Source organism: Virgibacillus sp. FSP13 (genome assembly GCF_054048505.1).
In genome coordinates, this window is the sequence record NZ_JBSVKG010000015.1 from 1 (window position 1) to 16803 (window position 16803).

Here is a 16803-nt window from a genome sequence, read left to right on the forward strand (position 1 = left end):
TTTGGGCCTGAGTGCGCGGATTTTTGGCCCGAGTGCACGGATTTTGGCCCGGGTGCGCGGTTTTTTGGCCCGGGTGCGCGGTTTTTGGACCGAGTGCGCAGCTTTTTGGCCCGGGTGCGCGATTTTCTGGCCCGAGTGCGCGGATTTTGGACCGAGTGCGCGGATTTTTGGCCCGAGTGCACGGCTTTTGGACCGGGTGCGCGATTTTCTGGCCCGAGTGCGCGGTTTTTGGACCGAGTGCGCGGATTTTTGGACCGAGTGCACGGATTTTTGGCCCGAGTGCACGGATTTTGGCCCGAGTGCGCGGATTTTGGACCGAGTGCGCGGATTTTGGACCGAGTGCGCGGTTTTTGGACCGAGTGCGCGGTTTTTTGGCCCGAGTGCGCGGTTTTTTGGCCCGGGTGCGCGATTTTCTGGCCCGAGTGCGCGGATTTTGGACCGAGTGCGCGGATTTCCACTTTTGTCCGGCGACTTTCCACTTTTTTTCGGCGACTTTCCACTTTTGTCCGGCGACTTCCCCTTTTATCCGGCGACTTCCCGCTTTTTTCCGGCGACTTTCCGCTTTTGTCCGGCGACTTTCCGCTTTTGTCCGGCGACTTCCCGTTTTTTGTCCGGTGCGAGGCTTTGGTTGATGCTGCATGACTCCCCACCTTAAAGAGATAGTTAATCCGAACGTAGCATTTTTAAAAAATCCTGCCATTTCGATTGGTTCATTTTTGTAATGCTTTCACGATGTTCCCGGATATTATATGCTGTAAAATCTCGATAACAAAATGACGAGTGCTTTATTAATTGGCTTAACACACTCACATCCTCATAAAGTCTTCCATTTTCAAAAGAGACTACCGGAAATCCGCCTTCCCTTTTTAAAATAGAAGTTCGATATATTCTTGGTCCGAGTGGAAAGCGATAAGTTAGTAAGTCTTCCAAACCATTGACAGCTACTCCTTGGGAAACACCTTTAAAAAGGACGTCCGCCTCTGCCGAAAGCTGCTTCCACCTTCTCAGATTGCCGTACAGCACCGAAACATCCTTAGGAAGATCAGCTAAATACTGTTTGATTACGGAAATAGCATCTGGATCAAGCCAATCATCTGCATCTAGTTCCAAGATAAAGTCGGATGTCACACGTGGTAATAAATCATTTAATGCCTTTGCTTTTCCTTCATTCGTTTTACCAAATACAGTCACTTGATCCCCATCATCCCATAACTTCAATTGGTCAAAGGAACGATCAGTTGAGCCATCATCAATTATCAAAATTTGATCAGGCTGTTCATTTTGCAATAAACATGAAGCTATGGCATTTTCTACATATTTACCCATGTTGTAATTGGCTATTAAAATCGAAATCGTCGGATGGTCCGTTTTGATTTTTTCCAGTTGGTATTTTTGTATAAATGCTTGCCTTTCCACTGTGTTGCTTGAACTATTTTTTCTTGCTTGCTTCACAAGACCCTCCTTGAAAACGGAATTTTTCACATGCGAAAGCCAGACGGGAAAAAGCGCCTCCTTGAATGGCAACTGGTGACTGGATAAAAACTGCTCCTGCTTGAGAAATGACGTGCGTATTAATAATGGGCGCTGGAGGGTGATGTTACGATTATGATAAAACGTTCCCAACATCGATTTTTCTCGGGAAAGCTGAAAGGATTCGGTGCTTATCGAAGGAGAAAGATAGTCTGTTTCCTGGAGGAGTAACACGTAAGGACTGGCTAGACGAGAGATAGTGGTATTCAATGTTTTTCCAAAATTACCATTTTTAACTGTAATAAATTGCAGCTGACCAGCAAAATCGTATTGGCCCTCTAATAATTTTTCTTGTTCCTGGAAAACAATAACGGATTCCAATCTGGTGTTCACTTTTTTTAGAGAGATTAGCGCCTTTTGCAATACGGATTTGTCGGAATAATGAACAAGTATGGCGGTAATATCGTTCAAACGTAAGCCCCCCGTTCCATAAAAAGTTCTGATCTCATTCTAAGTGCTATCTATCATTGTATTAGTTTTCACCTGTTATATTCCATCTTTTCAAGGTTAATATTCATTGACAGGATGCTGCTTTTCTTGAAGAAGCCAAAAACAAGCATTTCCACAAGGGAAGTGCTTGTTTATTTCGCAACAGACGAATCTGTTACCCGTTTCTCCAGTCTGTTCGCTTCCAGCCGTTCAATAAACTTTTTACATTTCAAAAAGGAATACTGAAAAATTGGACTTTGGACGAAGGTAAAAATAAATGTAAAAACAAACACAGGGCCACCTAGCAGCAATCCAATTACAAGCACACCGGTCTCCGTAATTATTCGCACCCTTCTAATTGGCGCACCAAGTTTATCGGAAATCGACAGCATAAAACCATCACGGGGGCCTGAACCAACGCCGGCTGCATTGTAGATCCCACCGCCGACACCCATGATTATAATTCCAACGATAATGATAAGGATATCCAGCCAGGAATGTGTCGCATGCGGTAAAATATCCAGCCACAAAAAGAAATCCACACATGATCCTACTAAAAAGGCGTTTAAAAATGTGCCGATCTTGATATAGCTTTTATCAAGAATCCACGACACAACAATTAATGTCATTCCACAAATGATATTCCATGTTCCAATGGAGAAACCGAACATTTCAAACAACCCCACATTTAGCACATCCCAAGGGTGGATGCCCAAATGCTGCACATTGATTGTGGTGGAAATTCCTAAACTAAAAAAAATAACCCCTACAACAAAAAAGGGCCAGCGAATAGCTTGAATCATAATTGACCTTCTTTCACATCTTGTAAGATAATTAGATCAATCTTAAAATAGGATGAAAAATTAGTCAATTTCGGCAGTTACATTGAAGTCTTATCTCTCTAATCCCGCAAGCTTTTAGTGTGTGTTCAAAAAGTTGCCAAATTAGAAGCAAGAAGGTCGAGGCGGCGTAGTCTTGAGGACCGAAATGTAGGCAAAATCTCTACATGAAACCCACCTATCATTTGGTGACTTTTTGAACAACCTCTTTTACGCAAAAAATTGAAATTTCGTTCGTACATTAGCCATGATTTTTATTTGTCCTGGCTCGATTGTAGTAGATGTATTTTCTTCCATTGTAGCAAATGCCTTATATGCGGCTGGTGATTCGTTCATTTCTTCTACAATTTTAAGTGGTTTTGGATCAAGGTTCAGTTCCATCGTTTCTGCGATTGTTTGTGCTTTAGCAGTTGCATCCCTTAACGCGGCACTCAACGCTTGTTGGTAATAGTGTTGTTTATCAGCCACTGTGAACTCGATTGCTGATACACGATTTACCCCATTTTGCACAGCAGCATCAATAATTTCCCCCACCTGTTCACCCTCATCCATTTTAACCGTAAGCGCATGTGTAACTTCATACCCTCGAAAAACTTGTTTTCCATCCACGTAATCGTACCTTGGATAAATATTGTACGTAGCTGTTTGAATATTTTCCCGCGGAATCCCGAACTGTAATAATGCCTGCATAACTTGATTTATTTTTTGTGCATTTTCCTGTTGCGCAAGGGTAAGCGACTCATTTTGGGTGACAACTTCCAACTCGATCATCACGATATTCGGCTCGACTGAAATAGTTGCAGTCCCAGTCACGGTCATCACCCGGGGTTGTTGGTCTCTAAATGAAGGTACATATGAATAATACAATCTCATTCCACCCTTCTTGAAGGTATAGTAGATCATATGCCTACATGTATGAAATGGTTATGAATGAGGATAGGGAAAGTTCTCGACCAAAGGATAAGACGAATTTTGGCAGGTTACTCGCATTGGTTTTATTATAAATATTTATCAGAAAAAATATAAAAAAGAGCTGCCGAAACAGCTCAAAGTATCCTAATTAACATAAAATTTGTCAGGTGATAAGCTTGTCGTAAGGGAAAAAGCCTCACTTATTCTTTTCTAACCTATATGATATCCAAAAGTAAATTGCAATGGCGCCAAAGGTAATCCACGGGCTTATGATTAATTGGGTTTTGTCTTCCAATGGTGTCAGACTAAGTAAGTAATCAGGCAGTGTTAACAATGCTACTATAATGGTTAGGATCCATGTTTTTGCCCAAAAGGAAATGCCGATTATAAATAGTGCTGTAATAACACCGATCATCAGACTTCCCGTATTGCTAAAATGAATGATAGGAGTTTCAACGGCCCTATTTATGTAGATCAAACCGACAAACAAAGCCATTGGATGTACCACGATAGCAATTAGTATTAATCCTTGTTTCTTGATAGATTGATTCGTTGTGGACAGATATTTAAATCCCGTAAAAACAGAAACAATAAATATTGCACCGATCACAACATGCCCGACAATTTCCAAAACAGAATAAGAAAGGTTTCCTTCCATTAAATCTGGATAAATCGTTACAGAAAACGACCCAAAAACGATTAAGCAAATGTATCCGATCCATGTTCGATAGTCAATTACCATTTCATTGGATACCATCTGCATATATTCCTTCGGTGATTTTCCGATGATTTTTTCAATGGGCTTTCCATTTTCTTCTGCCTCGGTTAAATGAATTTCCAACTCCTCGATGATTTCATCAATTTCATCCGAATTTTTTCCACTTGAAAACAAGTAAAGGCGTAAGTTTTCCAAAAATGTCTTACTTTTATTAGACAGTTTTAAATCATTATTCAACCGGTTCATCTCCTTTTACATATTTTGTATCTGATTCATGGCGTAAAACTCTGTTTACATTGGTTTGCAAATAGCCCCAGCGTTCCATGAACATTTCCAATTCTGTCTCACCCTTTGATGTAAGCGAGTAATATTTCCTTCTTGGTCCCGCCGTTGATTTTTTCAATGTTGAGGTAACTAATTCTTCCTTCTGCATCCGCATTAGCAATGGATAAATTGTACCTTCGCTAAAGGATTGAAATCCATAGCTTTCGAGTTTCTCGGCCAGCTCGTAACCGTATACTTCTTTATTTTTGATAATCGCCAGCAAACAGCCATCAAGGATTCCTTTTAGCATCTGTGTTGTCGACAAATCTCTTTCACCTCTTTCAGTAACTTGTAATGCAAGGGTTATGATCAAAAATACTACCATGCATTACATGGTATACAAACAGTATAACGACGTTAGTCTTGTATTGCAAGGTATTTTTTTGAAAGTTAACAACACGATAATCCAATTACCAATTAGTTTAATGTAGTATTTCATGTGGGTAGTCTCTTAATCAAACTGCAGTTTCCGCTAATTCTCTGCAAACCAACGGAGTGCTCGCTCTTCCATTTCCTTCACGAATTCTTTTTTTGCCGGGCTATACTCACTCGTATTTTCAAATCGCTGTGCCAACTCTTCTTTAAAACGACTATACTTAGCTACTTCTTCTGGGTGGGAACGTAGATAATCCCGGAATATTAAATGCCGTTCAATTTGCGGGTTATCGAATTGATAAAAATGAATGTGATGCGTTCTGTTATCCCCGCCCTTTCGAAATAACCTTCTTCCTTCTATCCCCCACTCTCCAGCAATATCATATCCGAGAGCATCCATTCTGTTATTGAACAAATCAATCCTCTCGATGTTTTTCACAATACACATCATGTCGATTACAGGTTTTGCCTTCATGCCATAAATAGACGTGCTACCAAAATGTTCAAATTTGATTATTTCATCGCCATATATTGTTTTCAAAAATTGAGTCTCGTGTTGAAACATTTGCACCCAATTTTCGCTAAAGTCGGTGAGCCGAACTTTCATTTGGAAACCTCCCTATCGTACACATTTCCGTCATTAATATGTTGTTCCTTTCAAATTTCTCACCTGTTAGATTACTTCTTTTGAATAAGACCAAAGCCAATACCCGTAGGATCTACTAAGTATGCGAGATAGAATTCAGCAAACTCCATCTTTTCACGTACTACCATTGCACCATTATCTTTTGCCTTGGAAATAGTATCGTCTATCGAATCCACCTCTATTTGAATCCGTGTTCCATGTGGATAATCATTGGGTCCCTTACTGATTCCACCGTTGATTCCACTCTCGTTTCCTCTCCCCACAGATACAGCCCAGTAATCCCATTGAGGTTCAGAAATTTCCCAGTCAAAAACATTGGAATAAAATGTTGCTGCCTTTTCTGGTTCCTGACTGCTTAATTCAAATCCAACCACTTTTCCCACTTTGAGTCCCTCCTAGTTCATAAAAACGCCCGGACAATTCCAGGCGTTTTAGCTTTAACGTCCTGATTGCATTTTATAGTTTCTTAAAATCATGCCATTTGATTTTTGCATTCCAAATTTTTCGTAATAGGTAACTAAATCGTCATCGCAGCACAAATCAACCATGTATATGTCATCGAGTTCTTGTAGCATCCGGTTTACTAATTCCTTACCAATTCCTCTATTCTTGTATTCTGGTAACACTTCAAGGAATGGGATGTAGGCAGATAGAACTCCGTCACTTATTGCTGTAATGAATCCAACTACTTGATTCGTTTTTTCATCAATTGCAATAACCACCTTACTGCTTTTATTTAACAGTTTTAAATGGGTTTGTTGATTCGGCGGATTTGGCCAGTTTACAAAAAAGCCCTTTAGCATATCAGAAGAAATACCTTCGAGCGAAATCTTGTATATCATAATATATCAGCTCCTAATTTGATTTGAATGATTAGAAAGATATACAGATCAAAAGTACAGTAACACAAAATGACCTCCAATCGGTCTGTGGATATTAATAACTATTCGATACAAAATCTTAAAACCCCTTTTATTTGTCATAACTTTTGATTTGATGCGGTTTTTGGCTACTATCTAGTCAAACTCAGATTCTCTTGCTAATTCGCAGAACTGAATTTTATTGTAATGGATGTTAATTGAATGCGAATTTGATATTCAAGTGCCAGTTATAATATTATTTAGACTTATATTATTTTATTTGTTTCAATTATCTGTATATTATCAGGATTATTGTTCGGTATGTGTACGCTCAGGGTAAAAGAACAAACAATGTAAATGTATAAAATTCACTAAAGGGGGCTTACCTTATAGATCTAGATGTCAAAATTATAAAGATAGATTCCTATTCTTTAGGCATGAGAATGTCTAAAAGTGGAATCCCCGCAAGACCACTCCAAGAAACAGCTAAAATCGATTAGAATTATATTACGGAAACTATAAACACATCTATGATAAAGTATATATCCAGGGGTTTTACAACGATTCCCCTTACTTGCTAGAGCAAATGGAGGCATAAACAATGACAATTCCAATCAAGCAAATAACGTTACATAAGTTAAACATGCGGTTAAAAAATCCTTTTAGAACAAGTTTTGGGACACTTCAGGACAAGGAATTTTTCATTATTGAAGTTATGGACGATGATGGTAATCACGGCTTTGGTGAGTCTGTCGCGTTTACCAGCCCGTGGTATACAGGGGAAACTGTAAAAACGAATCAACATATGATAGAAGATTTTTTAATACCGATTTTACAGGAAAATGAGATCCATCACCCTGACGAAGTGTCCGAACTTTTTTCCCCCATCAGGCAAAACAACATGGCGAAATCGGCTGTTGAGGGCGCCATCTGGGACTTGTATGCAAAACGCAAAAATACCCCCCTAGCCCAAGCATTAGGTGGAACAAAATCAGAAATTGATGTGGGAATCAGCATTGGCATTCAACCCACGACAAAGGATCTGTTACAGACGATTGATCGTAGTGTCAAAGCAGGCTATAAACGAATAAAGCTAAAAATAAAGCCCGGCCGTGATATTAATGTGCTACGCGAAGTCCGTAACCATTTTCCAAATTTACCGATTATGGCAGACGCTAATTCTGCTTATACGCTAGGAGATGTTGAGCACCTAAAACAATTGGATGAACTTGACCTGATGATGATCGAGCAACCATTGGGACACGATGATATTGTCGATCATGCCAAACTTCAGGCAGCGTTGAAAACACCAATTTGTTTAGATGAGAGCATCAACTCTTTTGCTGATGCGAGAAAAGCAATCCAGTTAGGCAGCTGCAAGATTATAAATCTAAAAATCGGCCGCGTCGGTGGACTTACGGAGGCTAAACGGATTCACGACTACTGTTTGGATCATGAAATCGCAGTCTGGTGTGGTGGTATGCTTGAGGCTGGTGTTGGACGTGCTCATAACGTTGCCTTAACAACGCTTGCTGGCTTTACATTACCTGGGGATACAGCAGGCTCCTCCAACTATTGGGAACAAGATATCATTCAACCAGAAGTGACGGTTGAAAATGGTATTATCAAAGTTCCTCATGCACCAGGAATTGGTTATGAAGTGAATGAAGAGGCATTAAAAAAATTTACTGTTGATGTAAAAACATTCCACTTTTGAATGGAAACAGAGGTGAAGGATGGCGATGCTCAAGTGCCCCCTATCAGACTGTTCACCCATTGAGAACTTGTTCCGAAACAGATACACTACTGTTAGAGGATGTTTAAAATTGTTGAAAGTAAACAACCATGATCGAGAAAAGGAGTAAAATATATGCTACCAATTGAACGACAAAACCGGATTAGACAGCTGGTTCAGGAAAAACATACGATCAAAATAGCCGATTTAAGCAAGGACATTGGCGTTTCCGAGATGACCATTCATCGGGATCTCAAACCATTAATTGAAGAGGGAATTGTTATCAAAACGTTCGGCGGTGTCACCCTTGCTCACGATCATTCTGATAAACAAGGTACGTTAGATGAATGTGTATTCTGCAGTCGAGCTATCCATGAACGATTAGCATACCGACTCATTTTACCAAATAATAAAATTGAAATAGCTTGTTGCTCCCATTGTGGACTGCTTCGCCATCGCCAGTTAGGTGATGAAGTCATGCAAGCCATTACGTATGACTTTTTCAGACAAACGACCTTAAGCGCTCCGTTAGCATGGTATGTCATGGACACTTCCATCCATGTTGGGTGCTGCCAACCACAAGTTCTCACATTTGAAAATAAAGATCATGCGGAAAAATTCGTCAAGGGATTTGGTGGAAATGTTTATTCGTTTAAAGAAGCGATGGAAGGCCTATTTCAAAAAATGAATGGACACGACGAAAATAGCTGCAATCATTAAGGTAGTTAATAACAATAAATAGCTAACAAAAAATCACAAAATCATCACATTTTATTTGTTGATTGTTTATAGTCATATGCTATAATCCAAGTTAGATAGTGTTACGATTTGTGATTTTATATCATAACAATGCTATCCAATACGTACAATAAGAAAGGTAATGAAGGATCGATGATGGATCTTGTGGGTAAGAAACAGTATGATAAAAATCCAATCCGGTGGAGAAGTCTTACTTTAGCAATAATTAGTTTCATCTTTCTGTTATGCTTTGCACCAGTTGTTGAAGCGCATTCTAGTTTGCTGGAGACAGTTCCGGGAAAAGGCCAATTAGTCGATACATCTCCATCGTCCCTAAAATTGCAATTCAATGAACCAATTGATCATGATCTGGCAACGGTAACAATTTATGATTGGGATGGTCGACCGATACTTACGAAAAATCCAGAAGGGGAAAATGAAAGGTCAAAAGTTTTACAGATCTCACTGCCTGAACTGGATCAAGGTACATATACCGTACAATGGAATGTCGTTTCACTCGATGGTCATCCTGTCGATGGATCTTACCATTTTGCGGTCGGCAAAGCCACAGAAGGAGGTACCACATCAGTTGACACTAATGACGACTCGACCAGCTTCTTAATCATAACTCGGGCAATTGTTGAAGGTTTAATACTTTTCGTTGCTGGCCTGTATTGGTTTGCTTGGTTAGCCGAAAGACGAAATTTTCCAGGTCTAGGGACACTAATTAAAAGAGGGCGTGTAGTTACGGCTAGCATTTTAATTGTTGGCACGATCGGAGAGTTCGTTGCATATGCATCTACCCTCCCCCCTGGATTGATTCCAACCATCCTAAATGGCAGGTGGGATTTGCTGCTTCATTTTCCATTCGTGATAATGTTGTTTGCGCAGCTGCTTTTCCTTATCCTCCTTTTTATTCCAGGAATGGTACGAGGATGGTACTTAATCATGTGGCTCATGCTAGCTGCCATCCCATCGTTTGGTGGACATGTGTGGGGAATGCAGCACCCTTTTATCGCGCTGATTCCGCGCATCTTGCATCAATTTGCAATTGCGTTATGGATGGGAGCGCTGGGATATTTCATCCTGTTCCTTTTATTTAGGAAAAAACAAGCGGATGATGATTCACTACCGTCTTTTCGTTCATTTTTTGTTCCAAAGGTGATGATTGCATCAGGACTTGTTGTTGCAACTGGCGTGATCATGGTCTTTTTACAGTCAAGCTGGACAGCGGTTGTCAACCAATGGGATAGCTGGAGTACGTTATTGCTCGTAAAAATTCTCTTAACCACCCTAATGTTGGGCATTGCCCTTTTCCAAACGCTAAAATGGCGGAAGCGGAAATCGTTTTCTACCCCACGTCTTATCCGGGTAGAATGGATAATTGGGCTAATTATAATCGTTTTTGGTGTGTGGATGAGTCAATCAGCATACCCAATCCCAATTAAGTCATATACCGCAACATTATCATCGGAACAGGGAGAAACGGAGATTAACATCGCGAATTTACGACGTGGCGAACAACAAATGAATATTCAGCTTCCATTACTAGATGGAAAAGAACCAGAGCATGTAGCCGTTGATATGGCCATGCCCGACCACGGAATGAGTTCGGGCCCATTCGAAGCAAAACAAATTGAACAAGGGAGTTACCAAGTGACATTGCCATTCACCATGATTGGAAGCTGGAAGTTAGTTATCCACGCTACCTATCCTAATGATGTGAAAAGTGAATGGGAAGACAGCCTATTTATTAGTGGCGGCGGTAATGATTAATAGCTTTTTTAAGAAATGGAGGATATTTTCAATGAAAAAAAGATTAGGCACGTTCCTTGCGCTTTTTGCCATCGGAATGTTTGTGATGGCCCCAATTGCCGAGGCTCACGTGACAGTAAATCCATCCGAGAGTTCGACAAATGCATACGAAAAATACTCGGTTCGGGTCCCAGTTGAAAAAGACATTAACACAACAAAAGTCGAATTGCAGGTTCCAGATGGGGTTGAACTGGTTTCCGTTATGCCCATAAATGATTGGGACTATCAACTGAAGAAAGATGACAACGAACGTATCACATCTGTTACGTGGACAGCAACTGCAGGCGGAATCAAGCCAAACGAATTTATCGAGTTCTCATTTATTGGAGCAAATCCAAGTGAACCTGGTGAAGTTAGCTGGAAGGCATTCCAAACATATGAAGATGGCTCTGTTGTCGAATGGACAGGTGCTCCAGACGCCGATGAACCTGCTTCGGTTACAAGTATTACAAGTGGTGATAAAGCGGCTCCTCACGAGGAAAACGAATCAGCAACAACGGAGGATTCCCAAATAGAAAATGATAATGAGAGTGCATCAGATTCCAATACGAACTGGATTCCAATCGTTATTTCCGTATTGGCCCTACTATTGGCATTGATTAGCCTGTTTCGTAAAAAAGGCTGATGTAGGAAAATAAATCACACGCCAAAAAGCAGATTGAGAAGTAAAATTCTCAATCTGCTTTTTTGTTTACTAAATTTTATATCATTTTGTGGATTAACATTTGGACTAAGTGTTACGCATTTACTGCTTGACTTGCATGTAATTTTTTCATTGCAAATCTTGCTATCGGCTGTGCAATCAAAGTTTCAACCCAAAATGCGATGAAAAAGTTACGAGGCCAGGCATAAAAGAACGTTTGAATCGGTTCTAAACTAATTTCTCCCATCCCAATCCAGGTTCCAATCACGGTTAGTAAAATGGACAAAATAGTTACGCTAAACAATATAGTGAATAATACCCTCGCATTGAATCCGTCCGTAGGTTTAACGAACTTTGGTACCAATTTATTAACAAGTGGGTTAGCAACAAGCGTTACCAATAAGATCACACAAATCCATACAAACGGAATAACTTGCAATGTTTCAAGATAGACTTCTTTGTGGAATCCAAATTCAAATCCCATAATAAGAGGTGCGATAATATTCACCGAAAGTATTGAAATAATAGCTAAGAACAGTGCAAATTCTTTTCCGTTTCGAGGTAGTCTTGTTTCCTCATACATGCCCGTCATCTCCATTTAAAGTATTTCAGATGGTAGACGTATCATGCGACATATATTTTTGATCAATAAGCAAGACCAATATCTCCACACACTGATTTTATAATATTATCACGTATTTCAGATGTATTTCAAGACCTTTTTTAGTCGACACTTTTTTCTATGTTTACTGTGGTAAATAGGCAAACAATACTGCCTCTGTTATGTAACATAGCACCAATCATTTTGCATATTTATCTTTCATACCTTCCCTTAACCATCGTTATAAACTCAGCTGAATCCGTATCAAAATCCATCATTTCAACAAAACCCAGTTTCTCATAAAGATGCATTGCTCGCTCATTAAAGGTCGCCACAGTTAAACGCAAATCCTTCTTATTATAGTTCTCCTGTACGTATCGAATAATTAACGTGCAAAAATCGAAACCATTTCCCTGCCCCGTCAAATAGGGTTTCATCCCAAAACCAATGTCTATCATATTCTCCTTGTATGCACCAAACTGATTCCCAATAGGTACCTGTGCTGATTTGCCGACGCAGAAGAATCCAAATAGCTCATCGTCCTGGTCAACTACCGCAAAATACGGGTTTTCAAGAAACTCCTGCAGCGATTCATCATTTAAGTCATTATTATAGAAATCATAAGGCTTTACATATTTCCAATTTAAAATTTCTATCGCGAGTTTTTCATTCATGGGTTTGATAAGTAATTTCATGTTATACCCCTCCCTACTGCTTGCTTGATCTCGGGACGATGTTTTCGATCTCCCGCTGATGTTTCTGCTTTCCCGCCGATGTTTCCTGCTCTCGCGCCGATGTTTCTGCTCTCGCGCCGATGTTTCCGTTCTCGCGCTGATGTTCCTGCTCTCGCGCCGATGTTTTCGTTCTCGCGCCGATGTTTCTGCTCTCCCGCCGATGTTTCTGCTCTCGCGCCGATGTTTCCTGCTCTCCCGCCGATGTTTCCTGCTCTCGCGCCGATGTTTCTGCTCTCGCGCCGATGTTTCCTGCTCTCGCGCCGATGTTTCCTGCTCTCGCGCCGATGTTTCTGCTCTCCCGCCGATGTTTCCGTTCTCGGGCTGATGTTTTTGCTCTCCCGCCGATGTTTCGTTCTCGCGCCGATGTTTCTGCTCTCGCGCCGCTGTTGTTAAAATATCTGGTGCTCATTAGTTAAATAAAGTTTCACTTATTATTTACCAACAATCGCTTAATTGACCTTATCTGCCCACGGTGGTTAATTTCGTCCTCCATAACGTGAAACCAAAGATAGTAGTTATTATATGACACACCATTTCCCCATTTGCTTTCCTCGTATAACCAGTCATCTTTCTTTGATTTTAGCTGTGTTAATGTTTTCTCCCTAATTTGAGACAATTCTTCTAGATAATAATGAAGAGAGTTGTTTTTGATTCCCGCTCTTGCTTTTTCTCCAAGTTCTAATGCTGTTCCCCATTTCAAAAGTTCACGCTCATTTAAATCTCTTTTTTCAAATGAGATAATTTGATGAACATATTCAATTGAAGCGATATGTAGCAAAAGGGAACCAATAGAGTTTGAGCTTTTATTCGGTAAATAATCTAAATCAATCTGACTTAAATTAGAAATTTCGTTCAATGTAACATCTCTTGTATGTTCAAACATCGAAACAAGTTCTCCAATTTTATCTGGGAAATTCTTTTTAGGTCTTATCCTATAATCAATCATCTTCTACCTCCAATCTGCTCTATATCTAATGCTACTAACAAAATGGAAAAATTAAAAGTTGATATTGAAAATGGTATAATTTTTTCATTGCTTGTGGAAAATCGGAAAATTTATTTATATGGAAACTACTTTTAAAATACGTTCACTTTTCTCATTCGTATAGACCCGGGCATTCTTCAACTAACCGCATCACAGTACATTAGACAATCCAAATTCAACCTAACAAACCTTTATCATTCCATAAATAATAAACAAATTTTAATTTCTCACCATTCATTTCGAATTCTTCATCTCCGTGTTCTATATGCTCAAATCCATTCTTTTCTAACACTTTTTGAGATGGAATGTTATTCGTTGTTGTTTTCGCTTTAATTTTGATTATGCCTTGGTCTGTTGCTGCTTCTAATAATTTTAGCGCTTTACTAGCGATCCCTTTTCTAGTATGTACTTGTCCCACTCTATAGCCCAGATGCCCAATTTTTTCTGATTTATCAATGTCAACTAAATTCATTCTCCCGATAATCGAATCATTCTTATCCTTAATTAAATAGAAATAGGAACATCCATGTGCTTGTTCCTCAAGTATGGTTTCATGCCTTTTTTTAAATATCTCAGGAATATAGTAGTCATCGCCTCTTGTAGGTACCATTTTTTCAAAAAAGCTTCTGTTTTCTAGTTCAAACGTATATAATTTTTCAGCATCCGCGTTCTGTAATTTCTCAATTAATATATCCATGGATAATGTTCACCTTTCAAAGGTTTATCAAAGAATTGCTACACTTTATATTTCGACATAAAACACCAATTCACCTTCAACATAAAACATGATTACGAATGAGCACCTCTTTTGGCATAAAACAATAACACACCCGAAATGATTAACATGACAAACGCTCCAAGTTCCACCATCATTCGGATCGATGCAAGCTGGGCGCCGATTCCAAAAATAGTGGTTGCCACGATAATAAACATCGCTTCGATTAATCCGATCATACTTCCAACCCTCCCCATTACATCAGTTGGAATGTTATGTTGGTAAAACGTAAAAAAGCCTGTATTTGCAAATGCGAGCGAAAAGGAAAGGATAAAGAAACCAACCGCCGCCATCATAAAACTGGAGGAAAAGGCATATACCGTATACCCAATCGATACAAAAACAGAGCCTATGCCAATTAGGAAAGGTATTGCTAATTTTTTTGCAAAAATCATCGTACAAATAGCACCAACTATAATTCCAGCACCAGCTATGCTGACCAAAAAGCCATAGACACTATCTGATAAGTACAGTACTTCTTTGGCAAATGCAGCTTCAAGTGAATCAATCGCAGTCATCATAACGATCATCCCGCTAAATAATAAGCAAACGAACACAATGGCCATTTTTTGCATGCCAAACTCCCAAACAATTTTCCAATCCTTTTTCAAGAGACGAAATGATAGATCTTCTCTCGTTTCATACGCTATTTGTTTCTCTAGATTAGGCATTATAATAGTTACAAGGCCCGATACAAATAGGGAAAAAGAATTGATAAAAATAGCTGCATAAGGTGTTCCAATTATAAATAGCAGCCCGGCAATAGCTGGACCAACAAGAAATCCACCAGAATCAATTAAGCTCCGCAGCGAATTAAATCGTTTGCGGTGATCAGCAGGGATAAATTTTGTAATGTACGTCATTGCTGTTGGCTCGAACATGGAACTCGCAATGTTAATCAGAAAAACAATAGAATATATAACTCCTAATGACGAAAAGAATGGCAGCACGGCAATAAGGACCCCTCGAAAAAAGTCCAAACGTATCATCAAATTACGTTTATTTAGACGATCAATCAGACTCCCCGCCCAGAGATTAGTAAACAATGTCGCTACCGGCTTAAGAATGTAAAGCGCTGCTACTGCCAGTGGTGACCCTGTCATATCTAAGATAATTAAATTTAGTGCAATTAAATAAATCCAATCCCCAATATTTGCAATACCAATACCAAATAAGAGTATCGCCGGGTATTTCCAAGATGCCAATTTCATTTCACATGCTCCCTTCTGTTCTTTTTAAAACAACAAAAAACCCCGCCTCCAAAGACAATTGTCTTGGAGACGAGGTATGTATATCGTGGTACCACTCCAGTTTATTAATATGTCGCCATATCAATCTTATCAGGTACGGCATTAAGTTGAATGCTTATACCCTAGCTCGATAACAGGAGCTACTGTCACACCATCCTCCTTCCAGGTTCCGATGTGCTGCTCAAAGGCTTGGTTCAGTGAATTATTCTTACTCCTTTTCAGCAGCTGGAGCTCTCTTGGAAGAATGAATGTCACCTACTCTTCTTTTCATCGCATTTTATATTTTTATGAATATATCATCTTTTCAAACACCTGTAAAGAATTATTTTTCAAGAGCTTGTGTCGAGGATAAAGGAATTAAACCTATTGTAGATTATCACCCTGGTAAGACTGGTTTTCTTAACAGCTAAAGAACCCAGTCTTTTTTATTGTTTAAAATAGTCAAAATCCATTGACACCCACACAAAAATTCGCTACGCTACATAAAAATAAACATTCAAACAATCATTAGAATGAGGTGAAAAAATGAGTGAACAAGTTAAACGAATCCATTCAGATATCTGTGACGTCGAATGCTATAACGAGGAAGTTGTTCAAAAAATACAGCCCCAAATCCAGCGGGTGAATGGCGTCGCGTTCATTTTCAAAGCTTTATCAGATCCGACAAGACTTAAAATTGCTTATGCACTAACGCTTGAAGAAGAACTGTGTGTTTGTGATGTGGCGAATATCATTGGATCGAGCAATGCTACTGCATCCCATCATCTGCGAACACTCAAGAAAATGAACATAGCTACAATTAGACGTGAAGGAAAACGCATTTTTTATGCTTTAGCAGATGAGCACATTCATCAGCTTGTGAACATTGCTCTTACACACGCGGAGGAGGATTAA

20 protein-coding genes and 1 other annotated feature are annotated in these 16803 nt (G+C 39.6%); of the genes, 6 read left to right on the forward strand and 14 right to left on the reverse strand.

Going from position 1 to position 16803, the window contains the following annotated elements; all coding sequences use genetic code 11:
* Positions 1-442: 442 nt before the first annotated feature.
* Positions 443-655, forward strand: a complete 213-nt coding sequence (locus tag ACW2QC_RS13030; protein ID WP_457544402.1) for a hypothetical protein — start codon at positions 443-445, stop codon at positions 653-655.
* Between the two features lie 8 nt (positions 656-663).
* Here the strand turns inward: ACW2QC_RS13030 and ACW2QC_RS13035 are convergent, their stop codons facing one another.
* The 8 genes from ACW2QC_RS13035 to ACW2QC_RS13070 form a co-directional block, all read right to left on the reverse strand.
* On the reverse strand, positions 664-1941 hold the full coding sequence (locus ACW2QC_RS13035) for a glycosyltransferase family 2 protein (RefSeq protein WP_457544403.1): 1278 nt from the start codon (positions 1939-1941) through the stop codon (positions 664-666).
* Between the two features lie 170 nt (positions 1942-2111).
* Complete coding sequence (locus ACW2QC_RS13040; RefSeq protein WP_457544404.1) at positions 2112-2762, reverse strand: YczE/YyaS/YitT family protein; 651 nt, start codon at positions 2760-2762, stop codon at positions 2112-2114.
* A gap of 246 nt (positions 2763-3008) precedes the next feature.
* Positions 3009-3665 carry an SIMPL domain-containing protein gene (locus tag ACW2QC_RS13045; RefSeq protein WP_457544405.1) on the reverse strand — a complete coding sequence of 219 codons (657 nt, stop codon included), beginning with the start codon at positions 3663-3665 and terminating at the stop codon, positions 3009-3011.
* A 241-nt stretch (positions 3666-3906) separates the two neighbouring features.
* Positions 3907-4665, reverse strand: coding sequence for an HAAS domain-containing protein (locus ACW2QC_RS13050; protein WP_457544406.1), 759 nt, complete (start codon positions 4663-4665; stop codon positions 3907-3909).
* A complete protein-coding gene (locus ACW2QC_RS13055; RefSeq protein ID WP_457544407.1) occupies positions 4658-5017 on the reverse strand; it encodes a PadR family transcriptional regulator in 360 nt (119 codons plus the stop codon). Before ACW2QC_RS13055 ends, ACW2QC_RS13050 begins: the two co-directional genes overlap by 8 nt.
* A 207-nt stretch (positions 5018-5224) precedes the next feature.
* A complete protein-coding gene (locus ACW2QC_RS13060) occupies positions 5225-5734 on the reverse strand; it encodes a GrpB family protein (RefSeq protein ID WP_457544408.1) in 510 nt (169 codons plus the stop codon).
* 71 nt (positions 5735-5805) lie between these two features.
* A complete protein-coding gene (locus ACW2QC_RS13065; RefSeq protein ID WP_457544409.1) occupies positions 5806-6156 on the reverse strand; it encodes a VOC family protein in 351 nt (116 codons plus the stop codon).
* 54 nt (positions 6157-6210) lie between these two features.
* Positions 6211-6615: a GNAT family N-acetyltransferase gene (locus tag ACW2QC_RS13070; protein ID WP_457544410.1), complete on the reverse strand. Its 405-nt coding sequence runs from the start codon at positions 6613-6615 to the stop codon at positions 6211-6213.
* A gap of 619 nt (positions 6616-7234) precedes the next feature.
* Here ACW2QC_RS13070 and menC point away from each other — a divergent pair.
* From menC to ACW2QC_RS13090, 4 genes are all read left to right on the forward strand, one after another.
* Entirely contained in the window at positions 7235-8350 is a 1116-nt protein-coding gene (menC, locus tag ACW2QC_RS13075) for an o-succinylbenzoate synthase (protein ID WP_457544411.1), read from the forward strand.
* Between the two features lie 153 nt (positions 8351-8503).
* Positions 8504-9088 carry a DeoR family transcriptional regulator gene (locus ACW2QC_RS13080; protein ID WP_457544412.1) on the forward strand — a complete coding sequence of 195 codons (585 nt, stop codon included), beginning with the start codon at positions 8504-8506 and terminating at the stop codon, positions 9086-9088.
* A gap of 171 nt (positions 9089-9259) precedes the next feature.
* Positions 9260-10882, forward strand: coding sequence for a copper resistance protein CopC (locus ACW2QC_RS13085; protein ID WP_457544413.1), 1623 nt, complete (start codon positions 9260-9262; stop codon positions 10880-10882).
* Between the two features lie 31 nt (positions 10883-10913).
* A complete protein-coding gene (locus ACW2QC_RS13090; RefSeq protein ID WP_457544414.1) occupies positions 10914-11546 on the forward strand; it encodes a YcnI family copper-binding membrane protein in 633 nt (210 codons plus the stop codon).
* Positions 11547-11658: 112 nt separating this feature from the next.
* Here ACW2QC_RS13090 and ACW2QC_RS13095 read toward each other — a convergent pair whose 3' ends face one another.
* The 6 genes from ACW2QC_RS13095 to ACW2QC_RS13120 form a co-directional block, all read right to left on the reverse strand.
* On the reverse strand, positions 11659-12147 hold the full coding sequence (locus ACW2QC_RS13095) for a hypothetical protein (RefSeq protein ID WP_457544415.1): 489 nt from the start codon (positions 12145-12147) through the stop codon (positions 11659-11661).
* A 230-nt stretch (positions 12148-12377) separates the two neighbouring features.
* The gene (locus ACW2QC_RS13100) at positions 12378-12860 is read right to left on the reverse strand and encodes a GNAT family N-acetyltransferase (protein ID WP_457544416.1); all 483 of its coding nucleotides are present in this window, start codon (positions 12858-12860) and stop codon (positions 12378-12380) included.
* Between the two features lie 13 nt (positions 12861-12873).
* Positions 12874-13308 carry a hypothetical protein gene (locus ACW2QC_RS13105; protein WP_457544417.1) on the reverse strand — a complete coding sequence of 145 codons (435 nt, stop codon included), beginning with the start codon at positions 13306-13308 and terminating at the stop codon, positions 12874-12876.
* Between the two features lie 15 nt (positions 13309-13323).
* The gene (locus ACW2QC_RS13110) at positions 13324-13845 is read right to left on the reverse strand and encodes a DinB family protein (protein ID WP_457544418.1); all 522 of its coding nucleotides are present in this window, start codon (positions 13843-13845) and stop codon (positions 13324-13326) included.
* Positions 13846-14059: 214 nt separating this feature from the next.
* On the reverse strand, positions 14060-14581 hold the full coding sequence (locus ACW2QC_RS13115) for a GNAT family N-acetyltransferase (protein ID WP_457544419.1): 522 nt from the start codon (positions 14579-14581) through the stop codon (positions 14060-14062).
* A 92-nt stretch (positions 14582-14673) separates the two neighbouring features.
* Positions 14674-15870 (reverse strand): MFS transporter, encoded by a 1197-nt coding sequence (locus ACW2QC_RS13120; RefSeq protein ID WP_457544420.1) that lies wholly within the window; start codon positions 15868-15870, stop codon positions 14674-14676.
* Positions 15871-15932: 62 nt separating this feature from the next.
* Positions 15933-16189, reverse strand: a binding site (T-box leader).
* A 245-nt stretch (positions 16190-16434) separates the two neighbouring features.
* Between ACW2QC_RS13120 and ACW2QC_RS13125 the strand changes: the two genes are divergently transcribed.
* A complete protein-coding gene (locus ACW2QC_RS13125; protein ID WP_457544421.1) occupies positions 16435-16803 on the forward strand; it encodes an ArsR/SmtB family transcription factor in 369 nt (122 codons plus the stop codon).

Excerpts from the sequence above, each read along its gene's own strand:
- ACW2QC_RS13100 (WP_457544416.1), bottom strand. The coding sequence starts at position 12,860 with ATGAAATTACTTATCAAACCCATGAATGAAAAACTCGCGATAGAAATT.
- ACW2QC_RS13125 (WP_457544421.1), top strand. The coding sequence starts at position 16,435 with ATGAGTGAACAAGTTAAACGAATCCATTCAGATATCTGTGACGTCGAA.
- ACW2QC_RS13090 (WP_457544414.1), top strand. The coding sequence starts at position 10,914 with ATGAAAAAAAGATTAGGCACGTTCCTTGCGCTTTTTGCCATCGGAATG.
- ACW2QC_RS13120 (WP_457544420.1), bottom strand. The coding sequence starts at position 15,870 with ATGAAATTGGCATCTTGGAAATACCCGGCGATACTCTTATTTGGTATT.
- ACW2QC_RS13040 (WP_457544404.1), bottom strand. The coding sequence starts at position 2,762 with ATGATTCAAGCTATTCGCTGGCCCTTTTTTGTTGTAGGGGTTATTTTT.
- ACW2QC_RS13105 (WP_457544417.1), bottom strand. The coding sequence starts at position 13,308 with ATGAGCACCAGATATTTTAACAACAGCGGCGCGAGAGCAGAAACATCG.
- ACW2QC_RS13110 (WP_457544418.1), bottom strand. The coding sequence starts at position 13,845 with ATGATTGATTATAGGATAAGACCTAAAAAGAATTTCCCAGATAAAATT.
- menC (WP_457544411.1), top strand. The coding sequence starts at position 7,235 with ATGACAATTCCAATCAAGCAAATAACGTTACATAAGTTAAACATGCGG.
- ACW2QC_RS13085 (WP_457544413.1), top strand. The coding sequence starts at position 9,260 with ATGATGGATCTTGTGGGTAAGAAACAGTATGATAAAAATCCAATCCGG.
- ACW2QC_RS13095 (WP_457544415.1), bottom strand. The coding sequence starts at position 12,147 with ATGTATGAGGAAACAAGACTACCTCGAAACGGAAAAGAATTTGCACTG.
- ACW2QC_RS13080 (WP_457544412.1), top strand. The coding sequence starts at position 8,504 with ATGCTACCAATTGAACGACAAAACCGGATTAGACAGCTGGTTCAGGAA.
- ACW2QC_RS13060 (WP_457544408.1), bottom strand. The coding sequence starts at position 5,734 with ATGAAAGTTCGGCTCACCGACTTTAGCGAAAATTGGGTGCAAATGTTT.
- ACW2QC_RS13070 (WP_457544410.1), bottom strand. The coding sequence starts at position 6,615 with ATGATATACAAGATTTCGCTCGAAGGTATTTCTTCTGATATGCTAAAG.
- ACW2QC_RS13115 (WP_457544419.1), bottom strand. The coding sequence starts at position 14,581 with ATGGATATATTAATTGAGAAATTACAGAACGCGGATGCTGAAAAATTA.